Origin of the sequence: Pseudomonas sp. WS 5010 (genome assembly GCF_012985565.1) — a bacterium.
GTDB lineage: Bacteria > Pseudomonadota > Gammaproteobacteria > Pseudomonadales > Pseudomonadaceae > Aquipseudomonas.
The window spans coordinates 497005-519887 of record NZ_JAAQWQ010000002.1; the positions used below are offsets into that span (position 1 = coordinate 497005).

The 22883-nt window shown below is 60.5% G+C and carries 23 protein-coding genes; 6 read left to right on the forward strand and 17 right to left on the reverse strand.

Features of this window, described 5'->3' with window-relative positions; translation table 11 throughout:
* Positions 1-3: 3 nt before the first annotated feature.
* Genes HBO11_RS06985 through arnC form a run of 7 tightly spaced genes read right to left on the reverse strand, consistent with a single transcriptional unit; the run spans position 4 to position 7689 of the window.
* Positions 4-1377, reverse strand: coding sequence for a UDP-glucose/GDP-mannose dehydrogenase family protein (locus HBO11_RS06985; protein WP_169951734.1), 1374 nt, complete (start codon positions 1375-1377; stop codon positions 4-6).
* Positions 1374-1778, reverse strand: coding sequence for a 4-amino-4-deoxy-L-arabinose-phosphoundecaprenol flippase subunit ArnF (gene arnF, locus HBO11_RS06990; RefSeq protein WP_169951732.1), 405 nt, complete (start codon positions 1776-1778; stop codon positions 1374-1376). The genes HBO11_RS06985 and arnF overlap by 4 nt, the downstream gene beginning before the upstream one ends.
* Complete coding sequence (arnE, locus tag HBO11_RS06995; RefSeq protein WP_169951731.1) at positions 1775-2122, reverse strand: 4-amino-4-deoxy-L-arabinose-phosphoundecaprenol flippase subunit ArnE; 348 nt, start codon at positions 2120-2122, stop codon at positions 1775-1777. The genes arnF and arnE overlap by 4 nt, the downstream gene beginning before the upstream one ends.
* On the reverse strand, positions 2119-3774 hold the full coding sequence (gene arnT, locus HBO11_RS07000; protein WP_169951729.1) for a lipid IV(A) 4-amino-4-deoxy-L-arabinosyltransferase: 1656 nt from the start codon (positions 3772-3774) through the stop codon (positions 2119-2121). The genes arnE and arnT overlap by 4 nt, the downstream gene beginning before the upstream one ends.
* A complete protein-coding gene (gene arnD / locus HBO11_RS07005) occupies positions 3771-4658 on the reverse strand; it encodes a 4-deoxy-4-formamido-L-arabinose-phosphoundecaprenol deformylase (protein WP_169951967.1) in 888 nt (295 codons plus the stop codon). Before arnD ends, arnT begins: the two co-directional genes overlap by 4 nt.
* On the reverse strand, positions 4655-6658 hold the full coding sequence (arnA, locus tag HBO11_RS07010; RefSeq protein ID WP_169951727.1) for a bifunctional UDP-4-amino-4-deoxy-L-arabinose formyltransferase/UDP-glucuronic acid oxidase ArnA: 2004 nt from the start codon (positions 6656-6658) through the stop codon (positions 4655-4657). The genes arnD and arnA overlap by 4 nt, the downstream gene beginning before the upstream one ends.
* Complete coding sequence (arnC, locus tag HBO11_RS07015; RefSeq protein ID WP_169951725.1) at positions 6655-7689, reverse strand: undecaprenyl-phosphate 4-deoxy-4-formamido-L-arabinose transferase; 1035 nt, start codon at positions 7687-7689, stop codon at positions 6655-6657. Before arnC ends, arnA begins: the two co-directional genes overlap by 4 nt.
* A gap of 451 nt (positions 7690-8140) precedes the next feature.
* Here arnC and HBO11_RS07020 point away from each other — a divergent pair, with 451 nt between their 5' ends.
* From HBO11_RS07020 to HBO11_RS07030, 3 genes are all read left to right on the forward strand, one after another.
* Positions 8141-8941 (forward strand): hypothetical protein, encoded by an 801-nt coding sequence (locus HBO11_RS07020; protein WP_169951723.1) that lies wholly within the window; start codon positions 8141-8143, stop codon positions 8939-8941.
* A gap of 108 nt (positions 8942-9049) precedes the next feature.
* Complete coding sequence (locus HBO11_RS07025; RefSeq protein WP_169951721.1) at positions 9050-9964, forward strand: tyrosine-type recombinase/integrase; 915 nt, start codon at positions 9050-9052, stop codon at positions 9962-9964.
* 23 nt (positions 9965-9987) lie between these two features.
* Positions 9988-10581 (forward strand): hypothetical protein, encoded by a 594-nt coding sequence (locus HBO11_RS07030; RefSeq protein WP_169951719.1) that lies wholly within the window; start codon positions 9988-9990, stop codon positions 10579-10581.
* Positions 10582-10671: 90 nt separating this feature from the next.
* On the opposite strand, the gene HBO11_RS07035 is transcribed toward HBO11_RS07030, so the two are convergent.
* Together HBO11_RS07035 and HBO11_RS07040 are read right to left on the reverse strand one after the other, a co-directional pair.
* Complete coding sequence (locus HBO11_RS07035) at positions 10672-13206, reverse strand: fimbria/pilus outer membrane usher protein (protein ID WP_169951717.1); 2535 nt, start codon at positions 13204-13206, stop codon at positions 10672-10674.
* Positions 13207-13285: 79 nt separating this feature from the next.
* Entirely contained in the window at positions 13286-14032 is a 747-nt protein-coding gene (locus HBO11_RS07040) for a molecular chaperone (RefSeq protein ID WP_169951715.1), read from the reverse strand.
* A gap of 304 nt (positions 14033-14336) precedes the next feature.
* Between HBO11_RS07040 and HBO11_RS07045 the strand changes: the two genes are divergently transcribed.
* Positions 14337-17354 (forward strand): Tn3 family transposase, encoded by a 3018-nt coding sequence (locus tag HBO11_RS07045; protein ID WP_026140367.1) that lies wholly within the window; start codon positions 14337-14339, stop codon positions 17352-17354.
* Positions 17354-17716: a Tn3 family transposase post-transcriptional regulator TnpC gene (gene tnpC, locus HBO11_RS07050; protein WP_017849612.1), complete on the forward strand. Its 363-nt coding sequence runs from the start codon at positions 17354-17356 to the stop codon at positions 17714-17716. Before HBO11_RS07045 ends, tnpC begins: the two co-directional genes overlap by 1 nt.
* A 293-nt stretch (positions 17717-18009) precedes the next feature.
* Here tnpC and HBO11_RS07055 read toward each other — a convergent pair whose 3' ends face one another.
* The 8 genes from HBO11_RS07055 to merT all read right to left on the reverse strand — a co-directional run bounded on the left by HBO11_RS07055 (position 18010) and on the right by merT (position 22213).
* Positions 18010-18222, reverse strand: coding sequence for a DUF3330 domain-containing protein (locus HBO11_RS07055; protein ID WP_032805095.1), 213 nt, complete (start codon positions 18220-18222; stop codon positions 18010-18012).
* Positions 18223-18383: 161 nt separating this feature from the next.
* Positions 18384-18620, reverse strand: coding sequence for a broad-spectrum mercury transporter MerE (gene merE / locus HBO11_RS07060; RefSeq protein ID WP_017849613.1), 237 nt, complete (start codon positions 18618-18620; stop codon positions 18384-18386).
* Positions 18613-18975 (reverse strand): mercuric resistance transcriptional repressor MerD, encoded by a 363-nt coding sequence (gene merD, locus HBO11_RS07065; protein ID WP_017849614.1) that lies wholly within the window; start codon positions 18973-18975, stop codon positions 18613-18615. Before merD ends, merE begins: the two co-directional genes overlap by 8 nt.
* Positions 18972-19391 carry a hypothetical protein gene (locus HBO11_RS07070; protein ID WP_017849615.1) on the reverse strand — a complete coding sequence of 140 codons (420 nt, stop codon included), beginning with the start codon at positions 19389-19391 and terminating at the stop codon, positions 18972-18974. Before HBO11_RS07070 ends, merD begins: the two co-directional genes overlap by 4 nt.
* 20 nt (positions 19392-19411) lie before the next feature.
* On the reverse strand, positions 19412-21091 hold the full coding sequence (gene merA, locus HBO11_RS07075; protein WP_031633059.1) for a mercury(II) reductase: 1680 nt from the start codon (positions 21089-21091) through the stop codon (positions 19412-19414).
* A gap of 32 nt (positions 21092-21123) precedes the next feature.
* Positions 21124-21558: an organomercurial transporter MerC gene (gene merC / locus HBO11_RS07080; protein WP_003131881.1), complete on the reverse strand. Its 435-nt coding sequence runs from the start codon at positions 21556-21558 to the stop codon at positions 21124-21126.
* Positions 21559-21570: 12 nt separating this feature from the next.
* Positions 21571-21849: a mercury resistance system periplasmic binding protein MerP gene (gene merP, locus HBO11_RS07085; protein WP_003131880.1), complete on the reverse strand. Its 279-nt coding sequence runs from the start codon at positions 21847-21849 to the stop codon at positions 21571-21573.
* A 13-nt stretch (positions 21850-21862) separates the two neighbouring features.
* Positions 21863-22213: a mercuric ion transporter MerT gene (gene merT, locus HBO11_RS07090; RefSeq protein ID WP_017849617.1), complete on the reverse strand. Its 351-nt coding sequence runs from the start codon at positions 22211-22213 to the stop codon at positions 21863-21865.
* A gap of 71 nt (positions 22214-22284) precedes the next feature.
* On the opposite strand from merT, the gene merR reads away from it, so the two are divergent.
* On the forward strand, positions 22285-22725 hold the full coding sequence (gene merR, locus HBO11_RS07095) for an Hg(II)-responsive transcriptional regulator (RefSeq protein WP_003131870.1): 441 nt from the start codon (positions 22285-22287) through the stop codon (positions 22723-22725).
* Positions 22726-22883: the final 158 nt, after the last annotated feature.

Sequence of the window (22883 nt, forward strand, 5' to 3'; positions counted from 1 at the left end):
GCCTCAGGCCTCCAGCAACCGTGGCACCCACTGTTGCTGGGGGATCGGCAACTCGCAAGACTGCCCACGGCCCATGGGGAAGTAGTCAAAGCCCTTGCGCGCCAGGCGCTCGGCGTCATACAGGTTGCGCCCGTCAAAGATCACCGGCGCCTTGAGGCGCGCGTGCAGCAGGTCGAAATCCGGTGCCTTGAACTGCTGCCACTCGGTGCAGACGATCAAGGCGTCGGCGCCGCCCAGGGTCGATTCCGGGGTGCCCATCAGCATCAGGCGCGGGTCATCGCCGTAGAGCTTCTGGGTTTCCTGCATGGCCTCGGGGTCGAAGGCCCGTACGTTGGCCCCGGCGGCCCAGAGCGACTCCATCAGTACCCGGCTCGGCGCGTCGCGCATGTCGTCGGTGTTGGGCTTGAACGCCAGGCCCCACAAGGCAAACGTCTTGCCGCGCAACTCGCCCTTGTAGAACGCCCGGATACGCTCGAACAGTTTGCTTTTCTGGCGCTGGTTGATGGCTTCCACCGCTTCCAGCAGGTCGCTGGAGCAGTTGGCTTGGCGGGCACTGTGGATCAGCGCGCGCATGTCCTTGGGAAAGCACGAGCCGCCGTAGCCGCAACCAGGGTAGATAAAGTGGTAGCCGATCCGCGAATCGGCACCGATGCCCAGGCGCACCGACTCGATATCGGCCCCCAGGTGCTCGGCCAGTTCGGCGATCTGGTTGATAAAGCTGATCTTGGTGGCCAGCATGCAGTTGGCGGCGTACTTGGTCAGCTCGGCGCTGCGCACGTCCATGAAGATGATGCGGTCGTGGTTGCGGTTGAACGGCGCGTATAGGTCACGCATCACCTCGCGCACTTCTTCGCGCTCGCAGCCGATGATGATCCGGTCGGGGCGCCGGCAGTCAGCCACGGCGGAGCCTTCCTTGAGGAATTCCGGGTTGGAGACGATATCGAACACCAGACTGCGCCCAGCCAGGGCCTTGTCGATATGGGCCCGCAGGGTGTCGCCGGTGCCCACCGGGACCGTGGATTTCTCCACCAGGATCACCGGCTCGACACGATGCCGGGCCACCGCATCACCCACCGACAGTACGTACTTCAAGTCTGCCGAGCCGTCCTCGTCCGAGGGCGTGCCGACCGCGATAAACAAGACTTCGCCATGCTCGACCGCGAGCTTTTCCTGGCTGGTAAAGGTCAATCGGCCGTTTTCCAGGTTTTCCCGGACCAGGCTGGCAAGCCCCGGCTCGAAAATGCTCACATGGCCCTGTTGCAGCAGACGCACCTTGTTTTCGTCAACGTCCATGCAGATCACATCGTGACCGACCTCGGCCAATACGGTGGCCTGTACCAGGCCAACGTAACCACTACCAAATACGCTGATTTTCATGGGGCATTCCTGGGGCTTGTATTGCCGATACGACGGGAGTTGATGGTCAAAACGCCGAGGATGACCAGTGCCACCCCCAAGGTCCGTGACAGGGAAAAGGGTTCGTTGAAGCCGGGCAGGCTGGCGGCCAGCAGGTACACCAGGACGTAGCTGATACTCAGCAACGAATAGGCGCGGCCCAGGGGCAAGTGCTGTAGCGCACCAAGCCAGCAGAGCATCGACAGGGCGTAGGCCACGATGGCCAGGGCCACCACGCCCAAGGCCACGGGATCAACCATGGGCGCGGTGAGCCAGTCGGCGGGCAATGGCAAGCGTGTCATGCTCCAGCGCATGCCCAACTGGGCCGCGCTGACCAGCGCCACGCTGGACAACGCCAGGGTGAAACCGCGCAACCGGCTCATACCTGGCCTCCCAGCAGCAGCACGCCGCCCATCACCAGGGCCACGCCGACCCAGTGGCGGCGGTCTACCGGCTCATGGAACACAAAGCGCGCCACCAGGGTGATCAGTACAAAATTCAGGCTGAGCATCGGGTAGGCAATTCCCACTTCCAGGCGTTGCAGCACCAGCAGCCACACCAGCAGGCCCAGGCCCAGGCACAGCAGCGCCAGCCACAGCCAGGGCGAGTGCAGTTTCACGCCCCAGCCCGCAGGCTGGCCACGCCAGCCTTCCACGGCATACTTTTGCGCGATCTGGCCCATGCAGGTCAGCAGGCACGCGGCCAGGAGCAGCAGCAGGCTGATCAAGGCGCCACCTGCGGGAACACCAGGATCACCATGTTGCCTTGCTCGTAGCGCTGGCCATCGCTGGGCAGCAACTCGACTTCACGCACTTCACTCTCGCCCTTGACGCGCATCACCACGCCCACCGAGCCCTGTTTGCGGGCCTCGGTCATCCATTGCTGGACTTGTGTGGTGTCGACCCGGCGCGCGGCGCTGTCAGGGTAGGCCAGGCCGTATTTGACTTCGCCCAGGGTGTCGTAAAGCGTCACATCCGGGCGCTTGAGCCGCCACGCCAGGGCGGCCGCTGCGCCCAGGTCGTTGCTCAGCAAACGATTGGTACCTGCCAGTTCCTGGGCGTGATCAATAATGAACTGGTCCGGGGTCTTGTTATTCACCACCGAGTGCGGCAACGCCGCAGGCACCAGGGCCACCAGCAACCAACTGCCCAGGGCCGGCGCCGCCCACAGGCGCAGCGGGCGCGCCGCCTGTAGCAGATTGACGATAATCCAGCCCAGCAACACGATAAACACCAGCACCAGGCTCGACAGTTCCTGCTGGTGGGCATAGATCGGCTTTTTCAGCTGGAAATATACAATTGCCAGCAGGCCCAGCACCCCGAGGATCAGGTTGAGCCAGCCATTGACTTGCAACACCCGGCCACGGGCCTGCGCCAGTTTGTCGGCCAGGGTATGGCCCATCAGCAATGCCAAAGGCAGCAGGCACGGCAAGATGTAAGCCGGCAGCTTGCCCTTGCTCAGGCTGAAAAACGCCAGGGGCATCAGCAACCACAACAACAGGAAGCCAGTGGTGTGCGCACGTTTTTCCTGCCACGCCTGTTTCAGGGTGGAGGGCAACAGGGCCAGCCATGGCAGGCTGAATGCGGCCAGCAACGGCAGGTAGTACCACCAGGCTTCTTCGTGCTGGGCATCTTCACCGGCAAAGCGCTGAATGTGTTCGTGCCAGAAAAAGAAGTTCCAGTAGTCGGGCTCCTGGGCATGCACCATCAGCGCCCAGGGCAGGCTGACCACAATCGCCACAGCCACCGCCACCAGGCCGTAGGCCAGCAGCTCACGCAAGCGCTTTTGCCAGATCATGTAGGGCAGGGCGATCAATACCGGCAGCAGCCAGGCCAAAAAGCCCTTGGTCATGAAGCCCATGGCGCAGGCAAACCCCAACAGGGCCCAGGCGCCTAGGCGCGCCCGCCGGCTGTGGCTGTCGATGCACAGCCACAAGGCCACGCCGCTGAGGTTGACCCAGAAGCTGAACTGCGGGTCGAGGTTGGCGTAGCCCCCCGACATCGCCACGCTGACAAAACTCATGTACAGCACGCTGCTGACCAGGCTCTTGCGTGGATCGTTCCACAGGCGCCGGGCCATGAAGTACACCAAAAGGATGCTCAAGCCCGTGGCCAGCGCAGAGGCCACGCGTACGCCGAACAGGTTTTGCCCGAACAGGGCCTGGCCGAGGGCGATCATCCAGTAACCGGCCGCCGGTTTTTCGAAATAGCGGATGCCCATGAAGTGCGGCGACGCCCATTTGCCGGTCAGCAGCATTTCCTGGCTGATCTGCGCGTAGCGGGTTTCGTCCGGGATCCATAGGCCATGGGTGACCATCGGCAGCAGGTAACACAGGCCGAAGGCCAGTAGGAGCAGGGGCAGGGCCCAACGTCGGATCATGCCTGTTGCACTCCCAGCCAGCCTTCGCGGCCACTGAGTACGCCGCGTGTCAGATGCGCCAGGGGCAAGCTCGCCGGATCGGCCGGCAACAGGTTGCCCAAGGGCTGGAATTGGATGCCGCGCTGCCCTGCCTGGGCGAGCAACTGGCGAAATTCATTAGCCATAAGAATCCCTTCGACTTCTGCGTGGATCGTATAGACGTTGAGTGTCGATTCGGTGAACCGATCAAGAATGAAGCCGTTGAAGTCCTTGACCGCGACCTGGGGCCCGACCACTTCGTCGAAGGTCGGCAGGTCTACCGGGATCTGCGGCGTGCCGGCGCGGCCATCGGCGAGGATCGGACGGAACAGGCCGGTGCCGCGACAATCGCTGTTGTAACGCAAGCCAAAGCCTTGCTTGGCCTGCACCACCCGCTCATCGGCACGCCAGCCGGCGGCAGCGGAACACTGCACCGGGGCGCCGAGAATATCGCCCAACGTGTCGAGCCCACGGCGTACCTGCTCCACCAACTGCGCATCGCTCCAGCGCCCGGCATTGGCCTGCCAGCCATGGTGATCCCAGGCATGCAGGCCTACTTCGTGCCCGGCGGCCTTGGCCTGGCGCATCAGGTGTCCCAGGTCGCGGCCAATCGGCTTGCCCGGCCAGGCAGTGCCGGCCAGCAGGATGTCCCAGCCGTACAACCCGGCCGCGTTGGAGCGCAGCATCTTCCACAGGAACTGCGGGCGGATCAGGCGCCACAAATGCCGCCCCATATTGTCCGGACCGACACTGAAGAAAAACGTCGCCTTGATCCCGGCCTCATCCAGCAACTCCAGCAACCGTGGCACGCCATCACGGGTGCCGCGGTAGGTGTCGACGTCGATGCGCAGACCTGCCTTCATTATTTGCCTGCTTCGCTGGACTGGGCGATTTCCAGCATCGCTTCACGCAGGAAGAAGTCCAGGGTGTTGCCGATGGTCTCGCTCATCTGCACGCTCGGCTCCCAGTCCAGCAGGCGCTTGGCGTTGGCAATGCTCGGCTTGCGGTGCGCCACGTCCTGATAGCCAGTGCCATAGAACGCCTTGCTTTCGACATCACGGAACCCGGCGAATGGCGGGAAGTTACCGCGCAACGGGTGGGCCTCGAACTGACGCAGCAGTTCTTCGCCCAACTGGCGGATGCTCGCTTCGTTGTCCGGGTTGCCGATGTTGATGATCTGGCCGTTGCACGCGTCGTTATCGTTGTCGATGATCCGCGCCAGGGCCTCGATGCCGTCGGCAATGTCGGTGAAGCAGCGTTTCTGCTCGCCACCGTCAAACAGGCGGATTGGCGTGCCTTCCACCAGGTTGAGGATCAACTGGGTAATGGCCCGGGAGCTGCCGATGCGGGCCGAATCCAGGCGATCCAGGCGCGGGCCCATCCAGTTGAAGGGGCGAAACAGGGTGAAATTCAGGCCTTTGGCGCCATAGGCCCAGATCACCCGGTCCAGCAGTTGCTTGGAGACCGAGTAGATCCAGCGCTGCTTGTTGATCGGCCCCACCACCAGGTTGGAGGTGTCTTCGTCGAAATTCTGGTCCTGGCACATGCCATAGACTTCAGAGGTCGACGGGAAAATCACGCGTTTGTTGTACTTGACGCAGTAGCGCACCAGCTTGAGGTTTTCTTCAAAATCCAGCTCGAACACACGCAACGGGTTGCGGGTGTATTCGATGGGCGTGGCGATGGCCACCAGCGGCAGGACCACGTCGCATTTCTTGATGTGGTACTCGATCCACTCGGAGTGAATGCTGATATCGCCTTCCACATAATGGAAGTTGGGGTGGCTGCGCAGGCGTTCGATGGCGTCGGAGCCGATGTCCAGGCCGTAGACCTCGTAGCGATCATCGCGCAGCAGGCGCTCGGACAGGTGGTTGCCGATAAAGCCGTTGACTCCCAGGATCAGCACGCGGGTGCGCCGTGGTTTACCGCCCGACTCAGCGCCGCGCAGGATCGAGCCGTCCACCAGGCCCAGTTCATCGGCCAGAGCCGGGCCGGTCAGGTACAGGCCGTGGTCATTGCGCTGGCCAAAGTTGATGACCAGGGAGTCTTCACCGCAGGCAATGCGCAGCGGGTTGACGCTGATCACGCGCCCCGGCGCCTGGCCTTCATTGCCCTTGAGCACTTCGGCTTGCCACACGATCAGCTTGTGCTCGCCCACCGCACAGAACGCGCCGGGGTACGGTTGGGTCACGGCACGCACCAGGTTGAACAATTCTTCTGCGGGCTTGCTCCATACGAGCTTGCCGTCTGCCGGGGTGCGGCGGCCAAAGCAGGTGGCCTGGCTTTCGTCCTGGGCGGTTTCGCTCAACTTGCCCTGGGCCAGTTGCGGCAGCGCGTCACGCAGCAATTGGGTGGCGGCCTCGCGCAGCTTGGCGTGGAGTGTCAGGCCGGTGTCGCTGCGTTCGATCATGACTTTTTGCTGGGCGAGAATCGCGCCGGCATCGGCACGCTTGACCATGCGGTGCAGGGTCACGCCGGTTTCGGTTTCGCCATTGACCAGCACCCAGTTGGCCGGCGCGCGGCCACGGTACTTGGGCAGCAGCGAACCGTGCAGGTTGAATGCGCCCTGGCGCGCGGTGGCCAACAGCGCTTCGCCCAGCAGGTTGCGGTAGTAGAACGAGAAAATGAAGTCCGGGTTGAGCTTGGCCACACGCTCGACCCACAGCGGGTGGTTGGCGTCTTCCGGCGCGTGCACCGGGATGCCGTGGCGCGCGCACAGCTGGGCGACCGAGCCGTAGAAGGTGTTTTCCTTGGGATCATCGGCATGGGTGAACACGGCAGCAATCTGGTAGCCCGTGGCGAGCAGGGCTTCGATGCCTGCACAGCCAATGTCGTGGTACGCGAAGACAACAGCTTTTGAACTCATGACGAAACCTGACTGGAAGAGGAAGTGGACGATTGGGAAGAGGGCAGGCCATCAACGATGACCGCTGGCGCAGGGGCTGTCGGCTCGTTGCGCAGCACCTTTTCAATAAAGAAGCGGGGGCGGGCGCGCACATCGCTGTACATGCGTCCCAGGTATTCACCCAGCAGGCCCATGCCGATGAACTGCCCGCCAGTAAACACAAACAGCACGGCGAACAGCACGAACAGGCCATCGCCGGCCCAATCGGCACCAAAGGCCAGGCGCATGACGATCAGGGCAAAGGCAAACAACATACCCAGGGCCGCCAGGCTGAAACCGACGATGGACAGCAGGCGCAGGGGCGTGGTGGTCATGCACGTCAGCAGGTCGAACATCAGGCTGATCAGGCGCATGGCGCTGTATTTGGATTCGCCGTGTTCGCGCTCGGCGTGGTGCACCAGGATTTCCGTGGTATGGCGCGCGAAGCCGTTGGCCAGGATCGGGATAAAGGTGCTGCGCTCACGGCAGGCGAGCATGGCGTCGACGATGGTGCGCCGGTAGGCACGCAGCATGCAGCCGTAGTCGGTCATGGCCACGCCGGTCGAGCGCTGCACGGCCAGGTTGATCAGGCGCGAAGGCCAGCGGCGAAAGGCCGAGTCCTGGCGATTGTTGCGCACGGTCGCGACCACGTCGTAACCCAGGGCGGCTTGCTCGACCAGGCGTGGAATCTCTTCGGGCGGGTTTTGCAGGTCGGCATCGAGGGTAATCACCACCTCGCCCCGGCATTGTTCAAACCCGGCCATGATCGCGGCGTGCTGGCCGTAGTTGCGATTGAGGATCACCGCTACCACATGGCTGCCGGGCTCGCTTGCCGCGTCTTCCAGCAGTTGGGCGGAACTGTCGCGGCTGCCGTCGTCCACCAGGATGATTTCGTACGCATAGGCCAACTGCTCGCATGCCGCACGGGTACGGCGCAGCAGTTCGGGCAGGCTCTGTTCTTCGTTGTAGACCGGGATAACGATCGACACGCAATGAATAGGGTAGGGTTTCAAAGATTCATGACCTCGGGTTAGAGCAACTTTGAGCGTAGAGATGACAACAAACAGCGGATGAAAGTGCAGGCAGTTCAATAAAAAAGAGCCGCGTGCAGAGCCACCCTGAGTAAAGCCCATAACGGCCAAAGGTAAAGCATTATCAAGGAGTTAGTCAGCAAAACCCGGCTTGCCCCAAGTATTGCGGCCAAGATTAAGCGCAAATTTGTCCAGCGAATATGAAAGGCAGATGAAAAACTCGTTTATTTGGTGGGCAGACAGCTAGTGTTCAGCTAGACAATAAAGAACGCAGACAAACGATAACTGTTTACACGTAGTCCTAATCCGTAAGTGCTTTAGTGCGTATTCGCGCTGATTTAATCGGGTTGGCAATCCATGGCGATTGAACAATCTTCTCAGCAACACCCTGCAAGTGCCGGTAAAGTAGGCGGTCTCTTGCCAGGGTAGTCGGATGAATAGCGTGCAGTTTTTACGGGGCCAGTTAAGGCCGGTGTTGATAGTGATGTGGATGACCCTGGGGGCTGCCCATACTGCGGGCGCTGCCGAGCAAGTGAGCCTGACGCCGCTGGCCCAGGTTCCGCCCGGGGTCGAGGTGCAGGGCAAGCAAGTGGCAGCGTATAGCTGGGATGACCGCCAGGGTCATAACCTGCTGGTACTGGCCGAGCAGGAAGCAGGCGAGCGCGATGACGACGGCACGCAATCGGCGTCGATCTATGCCGCGCAGTACCTGTTGGAAGGGGATCGCCCCAAGCGCCTGTGGATGCTGCATGACGATGTGCAGCGCTGCGAGTTCGACGCCGGCCTGCACTTCGATAACGCCGCGACCCGCGTCACCGACCTGCTGGGTGACGGTCTGAGCCAGGTGACCGTGGGCTATTCACGCACCTGCACCAGTGATGTCAGCCCCCGTGAGTTCAAGCTGATCATGCACATCGGCAAGGCGCACAAGTACGGGCTGCGTGGGGTCGACCGCTACGGCGCCAGTTGGTGGGACGAGGAGGCCGGCGCGCTGCGCGGTATGCCGCTGCCCACCGATTGCACGGTTGCCGCGCAGCAGGCCCTGGTCAGTCAATACCAGGAGCAGGGCACCGACCTGCCATTGCCAGGCTGCTACAACGACGAGCAAGACTTCGCCAAGGCGCCCGCCAAGCTGCTGGTTTTCATGCGCCAGCAGTGGTTTGCGCTGATGCAAAAACAGGACGCCGACTGGAGCCAGCAGCAGAGCCCGGCACCGGCCGAGGATGAGCCCTAGTTTGGTATGCGGCGCCGACCTGCGTTAGACTCGGCGCTCGCCAAACCAATAAATACCGAGATTAAACATAGGCTTAGTCTCGATATTTAATCTCAAGGCTGATCTATTTTGACTGAGATTTCCCGCAACCCCCTGACCCTTTATCTCGCGCGCCTGGCGCCCTCCAGCCAATTGACCATGCGCTACGTGCTGCAAGACGCCGCCGACCGCCTGGGTTTCGAAGAGATCAACCTGGAAGATATCGACTGGCATCTGTTGCAACCCGAACACGTGATGGCCCTGGTCGCCGTGTTACGTGAAGACGGGTACGCGCCCAACACCTCATCGCTGTATGTCAACGCCGTGCGCGGGGTGATGAACGAAGCCTGGCGCATCAGCCTGATCAGCCAGGAACACCTGCTGAAGATGCGCTCGGTCAAAGCCACCGCCGGCACGCGCCTGAGCCAGGGACGCAACCTGCGCCGCACCTTGATCCGCGAACTGATGGACGTCTGCGCTGCCGATCCAAGGCCCCAGGGCCTGCGGGATGCGGCAGTGATCGCAATCCTCTATGGCTCGGGGATGCGCAAGTCAGAGTCGGTCAACCTCGACCTGGCCCAGGTGAACTTTGCAGAGCGCAGCCTGCGGGTGATCGGCAAGGGCAACAAGGAACTGGTCAAGTACGCGCCAGCCTGGGCGTTTGCCAAGTTGCAGGCCTGGCTGGAATTTCGCCGCGAGCATCTAAAGGACGGGGAACAGGACGATAGCTTCCTGTTCAACCGCATCCGCCGTGGCAGCCACATCACCCGCGAACGCATTACCAAACATGCGATTTACTACATCGCCCGCCAACGCGGCGAGCAGGTGGGCGTGAAGATCATGCCCCATGATTTCCGGCGATCATTCATTACCCGGGTGATCGAGGAGCATGACTTGTCGATTGCGCAGAAACTGGCGCACCACACCAATATCCAGACCACCGCCAGCTACGACGTGCGCGATGACAACGAGCGGCGGCGGGCGATTGATCGGTTTGATCTTTGATTTTTCAGACTCAGGAAGTAAGCATGACTACAAGCATTAATGATTTTTGGTGGACGACGCTGCTTGCACTGAGCGGCTGGGGTGCGATCGCCTTTTTGATCGGGTGGCGGGTACGTTCCGGCAAGGTCTTTAAGGGCATCACGGCGGCGAAACAGAATATCTACCTGGGGTTGATTCTGGTGGTTGTTTCTATGGTCCCGCCTGGTGTTTCGTGGTTCAAATACATGGATTTCAAAGAGCAGCGGCAAGCTGAGTCCCAAGAAACAGCGCAAATGAACCAGCGCCTGCAAGCCGATACCGACGAAAAAAAATGCGCTGCGCTCAAGGCTCAGAACCAGGAATGCGCGCAAAAAAAAGACCAGCAGAGGCAAGAGGATGATGGCGAAACGCTATACACCATCATGGCTAAAATTGTCGATATGATCGGCGTGTTTGTGGGCTTTCTCGGGGGTGCGCTGGGGGTCAATATCTTGTCTGAAGGCCTGTTCAGGAGAGACAAGACACTGCCTGAGCCCCTGGAGCCTTCGCCGATGTATGTGAAGCGAACCATCACCTACGAAGGCGGCAAAATACACCATGAGACCATCATGGAATATCGCCCATCCAAACCAGAGTAGGGGATAGGCACAACCCCGCAGATCAAGTGCAGGCGCTGTCGAGCCGCTATCGCAGATTTGAGCGGTGTCGCCCTCGACAAGGGCTACGGCTTATTGGCATGTCAATGCCTGGCGCTCGTAGTTCAACGCCCTGTTTTGCGCGGGCAGGGCGTACGGCGCCGTACATTGCTGGTCACCCCACTTGATCGTCAGGCTGCCCTGGTCTTCTTCAACCAGCACCAAGGCATTGCCGCTGGGGTCGGCGATGGCCAATTGCTTGCCGCTGGCGTCTTCCAGGGAGGCGCCAAACGTCATGCGCTGGTGCTGTGCATCAAACAGTTCAAACAGCACGCGCCGCCCGCTTTTGCCGCTGTAGCGGGCCAATACTACGGCCCCACGGCGTGGCACCAGTTGCTGCGTGGCTTGGGTGATTTCGATGTCGCCGCCCAGGTCGCGGGTGTCGAGGCTGATCCAGTTCACTCGATAAGGTTGTGTCGAGGGGATAACTGCATAGCCGTTGCGCCCGGTTTCAACCCCGCTGTAGCTGCTGATCTTTGCCCCGCTGATGCCCGGCACCTGGGCCAGGGCGAAGGTTTCGCTGACAGTCTGCCCAAGGTTGATACCACCGGCGTGGGCCACCACCGAACCGGCAACGTTAAGGTTTTGCGAGTCGTAACCACGCCCCTGGCTGTACCCCAGGCTGATATCGGCCATGGAGGTGCGGCTGTTGATGTTGGCCGATCCCGATTGGCCGCCCGTACTGCTATGGCCGGCCTGCACCGAATAGAACACATCGCTGGTATCGGCCACATAACCGTTGATACCGGCCTGGGTGCTGGTATCGCCTCGCTGGGTGCTGCTGGTGACGAACGCGCGCGGCGCCCGGGGCTGGCTGCCCAAGGGGAACGAAACAGACAGGTTGAACTGCGTGTCGGAGTCGGGTGCGCCCCAGCTGGCGATCTGTTTGGTGCGGGTCACGCCCAGGTTGTAGCTCAGGTCGCCCCAGTTGTTGTTGTAGCCAGCTGAAAAGCTCTGGGAGCCGCCACGGTTCCAATAGCGTTGGTCAGTGGCGTTCACGTAGAGGCTGCCGAACTCACGGTTGCGCCCCAGACTCTGGTTGATGGTCAGGTCGGTACGGGTTTTCGAGTTGCCGGTGCGCTTGACGGCCTCTTCGCTGGTGTCCTCGACGTGGTCGGTCAGGGTGCGGTAACCCTCGGTCGAGTAACGATACGCGGCGAGGGTGAAGTTGGTGTCGGTGCCGGCAAAGGTCTTGGCATATAACGCACGCACACTGTTGCCCTGGGTCGTTTGCCCTTGGGCGGCGCTCGACGAGTGAGTGACGTCCATGGACACGGCGCCCAGCGATGTGTTGCGGCCCACTCCCAGGGAGAACGCCTTGTAGTCTTCACTGGCTTGCAGGCCGACAATCGCGCTCAGGTTGCTGGTGAGACCGTAGGCGAGGGTGCTGCTGACAAATTGCGGGCTCGCCAAGCCGTCAGCATTGCTGCTGAATTTACCGGCCGACACGCTGTATTTGACCTGGCCTTCACGCACCATGATCGGCAGGCTGGAGAACGCCTGGGTGCTCACGTGACGACGGCCGTCGGCCTCGATGATGGTGATTTCCAGGTCGCCGTTCGAGCCGCTGGGGTAGATGTCGTTGATCTCGAAGGGCCCGGGCGCGACGTTGGCGGTGTACAGGATGTAGTCGTTCTGGCGGATTTCTACGGTGGCGTTGGTTTGCGCTACACCACGGATCACCGGCGCATAACCGCGCTCGCTGTCGGCGCGCATGCCTTCGTCGGACGCCAGTTTCAGGCCACGGTAGCGGACGCTGTCGAACAGGTCGGTATCGGAAAAAATCTCGCCGGCACTGAACTGCCCCTTGAGCACAGTCACGTCATGCTGCACATAGCTGCGGTTGCTGGTGAAATTGCTCGGGCGCCCGGTACCGCTGCTCAGGTTCGACTCGTTACGCAGCCGCCAGCCCCCCAGGTTGATACCATTGCGCAGCCCCAGGTTGTTGTTGATGCGCGTTTCATAGTCGCCGCCTGTGCGGCTGCTGTTGAGTTGATAGTTGATAAACGCCGCCGGCACGCCGTCGTCCCAAAGCTCTGGGTCGACATAACCGCGCATGCCCCGTTGCATCGCGACCTGCGGAATGCTCGCCGCCAGGCGCAGGCGACTGGCGTCATAGCGCAAGGTCGCCTGGTCGATCAGCGTCGGCAGGTCGTAGCAGTCCTGGGGCTGGTTGGGGTCGAGCTTGCCCTGGGCCTGCAAGAGGGGCATGTCGATGCCCAGTTGCTTGAGCAGATCCAGGGTCAGGCAGGGATCGACCCGGCCGGTCTGCGGGTTGCGTTTGAAGTCGATGTCACGCCGGCCCACCAACACCTCATTGCTGTACAGGTCGACCCGGTAGTTGCCAGGCAGCACGCTGTTGGCCGAGAGCAGTTGCTGCAGGTCGACCGACGATTGTGCACCTTGCAAAAAAGTGGTGTTGAACACTTCCAGGGACGGTTCATCGGCAACGGCCCAAGCGGGCGAACCGGCAAGAATGGCCAGTGACAGCGTGCAAGTTGTCGACGCGCGTAAAGTGCGCTCGCTTGATATGTAATGATTGGGCCTGCTGCCTAAAAGAAAAAACATGCAATCATCCCTGCTTATCGGACAGGCGAGGCACGCGAGTACGCACTCGAATCGAACCTGAAGGGTTTAAGGGAAATGCTTATTGCTTGGTGCGCGCCTCAATGGCCTTGGCTGTCAGACGCGTGGAAAGTTGTGCGGTGTATTTATCTTGTGCGCCATAGTCGTTAATACTGGAAAAAGACAACTGCACAGCATCGTGACTATTGAGTTGTTTAACGCTGAACTGTTTTTCGGCACCCGGCGCAATCATTGTCGAGTCGGCAGCCAGTTCTGTTTGTTTACCGGCCTGCAGTTGTATGTCGGCCATGGACACGTGATACAGCGTCGGGTTCTTGACCGTCAGCAGCGAGTCAGCGCTGCGCTTTTGCAATTGCCACTGCAGTTGCGCGGGCGCCGACAGCGCGCTACCTGGCAACCCCGCTGGGCGGAAAAACACCTTGATGCGCTGGCGTACCGCCAACTGCAACGTGTTGTCGGAGGCGGCGGCCTGGGGAATCTCTTGCACATTGAGCCAGACCACGGACTCACGATCCGTTGGCATCCCGGCACCCTGGTAAAGAATTCGCAGCAACTGCTGCTCCTTGGCAAATATGCGTGCCAGTGGCGGGGTTACCGCGAAGGGTGCAGCACTGGCTTGCGCATCGTTGGTGTCGACCCAGGATTGAATCAATACGTCCTGGTTACCGTTGCGCACGGTGATATTGGCCTCCTTGTGATCGCCATCGAAGACGATACGGGTGGCACTCAGTGAAATGCTCGCGGCAGCCTGGGTCGCCATAAGCAGGGTCAGCAGCCCGAGGCCTGCTGCAATGGAACGAGGCAACATGATGTCTACCGTTTGGTGGTCGAATAAATGGCGAGGCCCGAAGGCCTCGCGCGTGACAGGCGCTGCGTGTCGTTTATTCGTATTGCAGGATGAACGGCAGGGTGGCGTCACCACGACCCGCGGTGGAGGCACCGGCTGCACCGGTGGTGACGTAGGGGTTATGCCGAGATAAGGCAAAAATTAGGACATTCGTTCTGCAAGATATTGAACTAAAAGGAAATTTATTGAGTTCTTGATTGCTGGTCATCCCCCGCCTGACTAGCCGTCTATGCTGATGTTTTGCCTTACTTGGGGGATGAACTCAATGGCTTCGGTGGAAAGGACAGCCTACCCGCTCTTGCCCAGTCAGTTGCCAGCTAAGGAGCTGCATCGATGCTATTCCCTGTCTGATTCAGAGATCGAATGGGTCAATAACACCGCTAAGAGTCCAGCGCTATCGATTGGGCTGGCAATCCAACTAAAGGTGTTTCAGCAGCTACACTATTTTGTTCCGTTCGAGGAGCTTCCTCAGGAGCTCATCAGTCATGTCCGACAATGCCTTCGCTACGGCGCACGAATAGCTCCGCGCTACAGCAACCCCCGCACCCTTTACCGACACCAAGCGGCGGTTCGGCAGTACCTGCAGGTTACACCCTTCTATAGCAGCGACGGGCTAGCGATCACTGAGGAAATCGCACGTGACTGCGCTGTAGTGCTTGAGCAGCGAGTCGATCTCATTAATGCCATGCTTGATGAGCTGATTCAGCGTGGCTATGAGCTTCCGGCTTATTCGACGCTCAACAACATCGCAGAAACCGCTTTGGCGAGTGCTCAGGAAGTTACCTTCAACCTGATCGTGCTCCGAGCGCCAATCGAGGTGATCTACAAGCTAAAGGAGCTGCTCGACACGGATTTCGGGCGTCGGCAGAGTGACTTCAACGCACTCAAGCAGGCACCCAAGAAGCCTTCCCGCAAGCACCTGGAGGTGTTGATCGACCACCTGGCGTGGTTAGAGAGCTTCGGAGATCTGGATGCCATTCTTGAGGGGGTCGTCGATGCTAAGATCCGCCACTTCGCCACCCAAGCCGCCGCGTCGGACGTCGCCGAGCTGAAGGACTGCTCGCTGCCGAAACGCTACACACTGATGCTGGCCTTGATCTATCGGATGCGGGTGCGAACTCGGGATCACCTGGCCGAGATGTTCATCCGACGGATTTCGACGATCCACAAACGCGCCAAGGAGGAGTTGGAGCAAATCCAGGCGCGGCAACGCCAGAAGCTGGAGCAACTGGCGGCCACCCTGGATGGCGTGGTGCAGATTCTTGTTCAGGAACCGGATGACCAGGAGGCTGGCAGTCTGATCCGGGAATTCCTCTCTCCCGATGGCAACCTGGATCGGTTGCGCGAGACTTGCGCCGAAGTCCAGGCTACGGGCGGTAACAACTACCTGCCGCTGATCTGGAAGCACTTCAAGTCCCATCGCTCGCTGTTGTTCCGTCTGAGCCACCTTCTTCAACTGGAACCCACGACTCAGGATCGCTCACTTATCCAGGCGCTTCAGCTCATCCAGGACAGCGAAAATCTACACCGCGAGTGGATCGACGAGCATGTCGACTTGTCGTTTGCGTCGGAGCGCTGGGTTAAGGTCGTGCGTCGTCCTGCCAGTGAAGGGCCACCTACCAACCGGCGCTATCTGGAAGTCTGCGTGTTCTCTTACCTGGCCAGTGAGCTGCGCTCGGGTGATATGTGCGTGCTGGGGTCGGAATCTTTCGCCGACTACCGTAAGCAGTTGCTGCCCTGGGAAGAATGTTTCCATCGTCTACCGGCCTACTGCGAAAAGGTGGGGCTGCCTGGCACGGCGAAGGAGTTTGTCGCCTCCCTCAAGATTCAGCTGGAGGAAACCGCGCAGCATCTGGATGAAAAATTCCCTTCTTGCCGAGGTGACGTATCGATCAATGAAGCCGGCGAACCGGTGCTACGCCGAGTGATAGCGCGGGACATCCCGCCTTCGGCCATCTCGCTACAGACGGCGCTTATGCAGCGCATGCCGGCCAGGCACGTGCTCGACATCATGGCCAACATTGAGCATTGGATTCAGTTCACTCGGCATTTCGGGCCGATGTCCGGCAACGAGCCAAAGCTCAAAGAACCGGCCGAGCGCTACCTGATGACGATCTTCGCCATGGGCTGCAACCTTGGCCCCAACCAGGCCGCACGGCATCTGGCCGGTAATGTCACGCCGCACATGCTGTCCTATACGAATCGCCGCCATCTCTCGCTTGAGAAGTTAGACAAGGCTAACCGCGAGCTGGTGGAACTCTATCTGCAACTTGACCTGCCCAAGCTCTGGGGCGATGGCAAGGCGGTGGCCGCGGACGGTACGCAGTTCGACTTCTATGACGACAATCTGCTGGCCGGCTACCACTTCCGCTATCGCAAGATGGGGGCCGTGGCGTACCGACACGTGGCCAATAACTACATCGCGGTGTTCCAGCACTTCATCCCGCCTGGTATCTGGGAGGCAATCTATGTGATTGAGGGGTTGCTCAAGGTCGACCTCAGCGTCGAACCCGATACGGTGTACTCTGACACCCAGGGCCAGTCGGCCACGGTGTTCGCCTTCACTCATCTGCTGGGCATCAATCTGATGCCGCGTATCCGCAACTGGCGCGACCTGGTGATGTGCCGGCCAGATCGCGGCGTTTCGTATAAACACATCAACCGTCTGTTCACCGACACCGCCGACTGGCACCTGATCGAAACCCACTGGCAGGATCTGATGCAGGTCGCGTTGTCAATCCAGGCCGGCAAGATTTCCTCACCTATGCTGCTGCGCAAACTTGGCTCCTACAGTCGGCGCAACAAGCTCTATCATGCCGCGCAAGCGCTGGGCAGTGTGATCCGGACGATCTTCCTACTCAACTGGATCGGCAGCCGCGAGTTGCGCCAGGAAGTCACCGCCAACACCAATAAGATCGAGTCCTACAACGGCTTCTCTAAGTGGCTGTCCTTTGGCGGTGACGTGATCGCCGAAAACGATCCGGACGAGCAACAGAAACGCCTGCGCTACAACGACATGGTGGCCTCGTCGGTGATCCTGCAGAACACCGTGGACATGATGCGCATCCTGCAGAAGCTCGCCCGTGATGGCTGGCAGTTCACTGACGACGACGTATCGTTTCTCAGCCCCTACCTAACCAGCAATGTCAAACGTTTTGGGGAGTTCAACCTGAAACTCAAACGCCCACCGGAACCCTGGATCAAGGATTCCATTTTCCAGCAGGCTGCGGGATCAATGCGTGCGAAACAGATGTCTGACAGCAACGTTGAGGTGACGAACTGATGCATATCCCGCCAGCTTCGTTCCGCGTGACACCTTATGGGGACGTCGATACCAAGGTACTCGACTCTCTGCGTGCAAGCTACGACACCGCTCAGTTGCTCAACTTGGTCGACCGGCTGGATGCCTGCCTTGCTGAAATCGGAGGGGTCGGCAGCATTCGAGAAGACTTCCTACGCCTGCATGGCATGGCCATGACGGTACTGGAAGGTTTCCCCCTCACTGTGGCTACCAGTGATGTCGACAGTATTTGGGCGCAGGCGATGGCCCTTCAAGAGGATATTTCTGCTTTATGTTCATGCTTGCAGGCGGGTTCTAAACACGTTGCTCCTTTGGCAGCGCTTGCTCCTGACTATCAGGACTAGACTATTCGTGCAAATGGGCTGCCGGCAGACTGAATACAATGGAGGTGCAGAGTAAAACTGATGCTGCAGGACTGACGAGTAACTCTATAGCATCGCTGTACTGTGGGGTGAATTTGACTCTGGGTAGCCGGTTTTGACGCCCTGTAGGCACGCTGCCATCCTCCCGGGCATCGGCCTAGATAAAACTACTGACGAAGCCTTCGGGCTTACATTAGCCACGAGCGGACTTGCATTAAATCTCAATGGACTCACGCTTTCTAAAAAAAACCAGAGCCACTTTCCAGAGGCAAAGATTAGTCGTCGTGACGGGTACTGACCTCTGGTGTGCAGGGGTGATCAGGCTCGGATGCCGCTCTCTTATCCGCGCGCGATATGAAGCGCTGATAGCATTCAAGGCCACAGAAGTGCACGACGTACTCGGTACCTTCCGGCGTCAGTGCGGCGTCAAGGGAAATTTCCTTGCAACATTCGCAGCAACTGATAGTGGGGGTGTCGTTTGCGTTCATGATGGGGTTTCTCCATCGTCCAAGAAAACCTAGTAACTCTTCCACACCTGCGATCGAACCTGCGCGCAGATCGACCTGCGGCTGGCAGTGCAGCAACAATTCCCAACGCTCCCAAGCCTGCCGCAACTCGGCAGCGGAGACCGCGCCGTGCTCCGAGCGGGTCACGCCCGCTTCCGAAAGGCCCGTAGAGCCGCTCTCAGGAAGAGGACGAAGAGAACCGTCAGCACGAGCGTCGCGAGGCTCCAATGCTCGCTGACGAAGGCCCCGGCCGCAGTCCCCGAGAGCAGTAATGCCAGCACCGGCAGATGGCAGGGGCAAGTGAGCGCGGCGAGCACACCCCACGTGTAGGCGTGCCAGCGGGGCATCTTGATTGATTCGGATTGGTTGGTATTACGCATGGGTGTGACCTTCGATGGCACGATGAGTCAGCCCGGCCAACTCCGTTTTCACTGCGTCTAAAGCTGCCAGCCGGGTCGCGATTTGCCCAAGCAAGCGGTCGATACACCCGATCACATCGGTACTATCGTCTGCATCGAGCGCTCGACAGAGCCGCGCCAATTCGTCGAGCCCGATACCGGACTCAAAGGCGGCACGTACGAAGCACAGCCGCGCCAGGGACCGCTCATCGAAAATGCCGTAACCGCTTTCCGTGCGCCGCGCGGGGTGCAGCAAGCCGCGCAGCATATAATCTCGGACTATATGGACACTGACGCCCGCGTCCTCGGCCAATCTGGATATGGAGTAGGCATTCATCGCCGACACTCCCGACCTTCACCGCAAACTGGGGCGCTCAGATATTTCCTTCCGGCTAGGCGCTCAGGTAGCCAGATGAGCAACGGTGCAGCTCCCAGAGCCAGTAGCAGCCACAACCTGGAGAGATGCTCGCCGTTTTGGTCAAACACATAAGCCAATAGCGCACCAACTGCGAGCAACAGGAAGTGAGGCCCCGTTATGTAGCAGTGAAGGCGGCGACAACGCGTGGCGTTGACCAGGCAGGCGCCGCCCATCACGGCCAGCGCGGCGCCTGCTGCCAGGAACAACGCGGGGCGTCGATTAGACAGAACAATCGCTATCGTCGCCACGACGGCAGGCAGGCCCCAGAAGCTGACCAACTGCCATGTCTTGCGTAGGCTGTCGCACCTACCGAGATCGTCTGCCGTGTTGCTCATGTTTCAACCTCCCTCTCTCATTACCCTGCGCAGCAGGACAATTGTTTGACGTCTTTGTTAAAGGTCTGTGCGGCGAGTTTCAGTCCCTCGACCATCGTCAGGTAGGGGAACAACTGGTCAGCCAATTCCTGCACGGTCATACGGTTGCGGATGGCGAGTACCGCCGTCTGGATCAGTTCTCCTGCTTCCGGGGCCACAGCCTGCACTCCCAGCAGTCGGCCGGAGCCCGCTTCGGCAACCAACTTGATGAAACCCCGCGTGTCGAAGTTGGCCAACGCGCGCGGCACGTTGTCCAGGGTCAAGGTGCGGCTGTCGGTTTCGATCCCGGCGTGCTGCGCTTCGGCTTCGCTGTAGCCGACGGTGGCCACTTGCGGATCGGTGAACACCACGGCCGGCATGACGTCGAGATTGAGCTTGGCCTCGCCGCCGGTCATGTTGATTGCCGCGCGGGTGCCAGCCGCTGCCGCGACGTAGACGAACTGCGGTTGGTCGGTGCAGTCGCCGGCCGCATAGATATCCGCTGCGCTGGTGCGCATGCGCTCGTCGATCTGGATGCCGCCGCGCTCGTCCAGCTGCACGTCGGCCGCTTCCAGGTTCAGGCCCTGGGTATTGGGCGTGCGGCCGGTGGCGACGAGCAGTTGGTCGGCACGTAACTCACCATGGTTGGTGGCCAGTACGAACTCGCCGTTGGCGTGGGACACCTGGCTGGCTTGCGTTTGCTCCAGCACTTCGATGCCCTCCATACGGAAGGCCTCCGTCACCGCCGCGCCGATGGCCGGGTCTTCGTGGAAGAACATCGCACTGCGTGCCAGGATCGTGACCTCGCTACCCAGCCGGGCGAAGGCCTGCGCCAGTTCCACTGCCACTACGGAGGCGCCGATCACGGCGAGCCGCTTAGGGATTGTATCGCTCGCCAGTGCCTGGTCTGAGGTCCAGTACGGCGTGTCTTTCAGTCCTGGAATCGGTGGAACGGCCGCGCTTGCGCCGGTGGCGACCAGGCAGCGGTCGAAGGCTACGATGTGCTCGCCACCCTCGGCCAGTTTCACGCTGAGCGTGTGGCCGTCCTGGAAACGGGCGGTGCCGCGCAGCACGCTGATCGCCGGCGTGCTCTCCAGGATGCTTTCGTACTTGGCGTGGCGCAGTTCGGCGACACGGTCTTGTTGCTGCGCGAGCAGACGTTCGCGTAGGACGGTCGGCGTCATGGCGGAAAGCCCGGCGTCGAACGGGCTCTCGCGGCGCAGATGGGCCACATGCGCGGCACGAATCATGATCTTGGAGGGCACGCAGCCCACGTTGACGCAGGTGCCGCCGATGATGCCGCGCTCGATCAGGGTGACGCGGGCACCGCCTTCCACCGCCTTGAGCGCGGCCGCCATGGCGGCGCCACCACTGCCGATGACCGCGACGTGGAGCTTGTCGCCCTCTTTCCCGGCGTCAGTGCTGCTCAACCAACCCCGTGCCTTATCGAGCAGGCCAGGACGGGCTTGTACCATGGCGTCTTCGAACGCCGCTCGATACCCCAGGGCCTCGACAGCGGCCTGCATCTGCTCACGGCTTGCGCCCTCGTCGACCTTCAGTTCGGCCTTCCCGCTGGCGTAGGAAACATCCGCCCGATGCACGCCCGGAATCTTCTCCAAGGCCTCTTTCACATGCACGACACAGGAGGCGCAGGTCATACCAATGATTTTCAGTTCGGTCATTTCGTTACTCATTAGATCGTCTCTTGTCAGGTTCACTGGTTTGGCGGCGTCGGACAGGCATCCGGCCCACAACGGCGATGAGCGGGCGACACGAGATCCCATATCGACACCCCAAACATGAGGGCCAGGCCGATATAGAGCAGCCAACCGCTCCGCCAGCCATAAGCCCGCATAAAAAATACCGCTGCCAGTACCAGGGTAGGACCGATCAGGCCGAGCGCAGTCCGTCGCCACTGCCGATGATTGAGCCAGCCGAGGGCATTGACGAGCAGAGCCAGTCCAGCAAACAGAGGCAGCAGCGTGGTGATGAACAGGCCTTCCCACTGGCTCAAAAAGCCCAGACCGAACGCGGCCCCCAGACTAGCAAGGGCGGGAAAGCACATGGCGCAGCCTATGGCAGAAATCAGCACGCCGACGGAGCCGGCTTTGTCACCGATCCGCGTGAACAGATTGAGAGGATTTGCCATCGGAAGTCCCTCCTATTGCTTGACGCTGGACGGATAGCCAGCGTCCTCGGTCGCCTTAGTCAGCGCCAGGGCATTGGTCTTGGTATCGTCGAAGGTGACGATGGCCTCGCGGTTCTCGAAACTCACCTCAGCCTTGGTCACGCCATCGACCTTGGTCAACGCCGTCTTCACCGTAATCGGGCAGGCGGCGCAGGTCATGCCCGGCACCGCCAGGGTGACGGTCTGCGTGGCCGCCCAGACGGGTGTGGCGACCAGGCTGGCGAGGGCTAAGGATGCGAGCAGTTTTCTCATGGTGAACTCCTGATCAGTAGAACAAGGGAAGGATGTAGGGGAAGCCGAGCGCGACCAGCACCAAGGCCGCCACCAGCCAGTACAGCAGCTTGTAGGAGGTACGTACCTGAGGGATGGCGCAGACCTCGCCCGGTGCGCAGGCTTGAGCGGGGCGGAAAATGCGCCGGTAGGCGAAGAACAGCGCCACCAGTGCCGCGCCGATGAAGAGCGGGCGGTACGGTTCCAGCACGGTCAGGTTACCGATCCAGGCCCCGCTGAATCCCAGTGCGATCAGAATCAGCGGCCCGAGACAGCAAGCCGAGGCGAGAATCGCCGCAAGCCCCCCGGCGACAAGAGGGGCGCGCCCGTTTGATGGTTCAGACATGCATTTCTCCTTTCGAGCATTTGATCGATGGTTTAAGGTTAGTCCCGTAGTCATGTACGGAATCAAGCGGTATGAAAAACAATTTGGAAAGCCTGACCATTGGCGCTTTCGCCAAGGCGGCCGGGGTCAACGTGGAAACCATCCGGTTCTATCAACGCAAGGCGCTGTTACCCGAACCGGACAAGCCCTACGGCAGCATTCGCCGTTACGGTGAGGCGGATGTCGCCCGGGTGAAATTCGTTAAATCCGCGCAACGGCTGGGCTTTAGCCTCGATGAAGTGGCCGGGCTGTTGAGGCTGGATGACGGTGCTCACTGCGATGAAGCGCGTGTGCTCGCCGAGCAGAAGCTTGGGGATGTGCGTGGCAAGCTCGCGGATCTGCGACGGATCGAGTCAGTTTTGGAGCAACTGGTTCACGACTGTTGTGCGAGCCACGGGACTGTTTCCTGTCCGCTGATCGTTTCGCTGCATGGGGACAACTCGGGCGTTAACCGAGGATTTCCCGTTGCGTAAGGCGCCCCTGTTGGTCGGCTTGCGCTTAGAAAAAAGCGGCGCTCAATGAGCGCCGCTGAATGGCCAAAGGAGCACTTGCAAAGGGCACAGTTTGGTATTGCTATTTGCCCTCGCGCCTCAGCAGAGTGGGCTCACGTTGCATCTGGTCGAGTAGCACA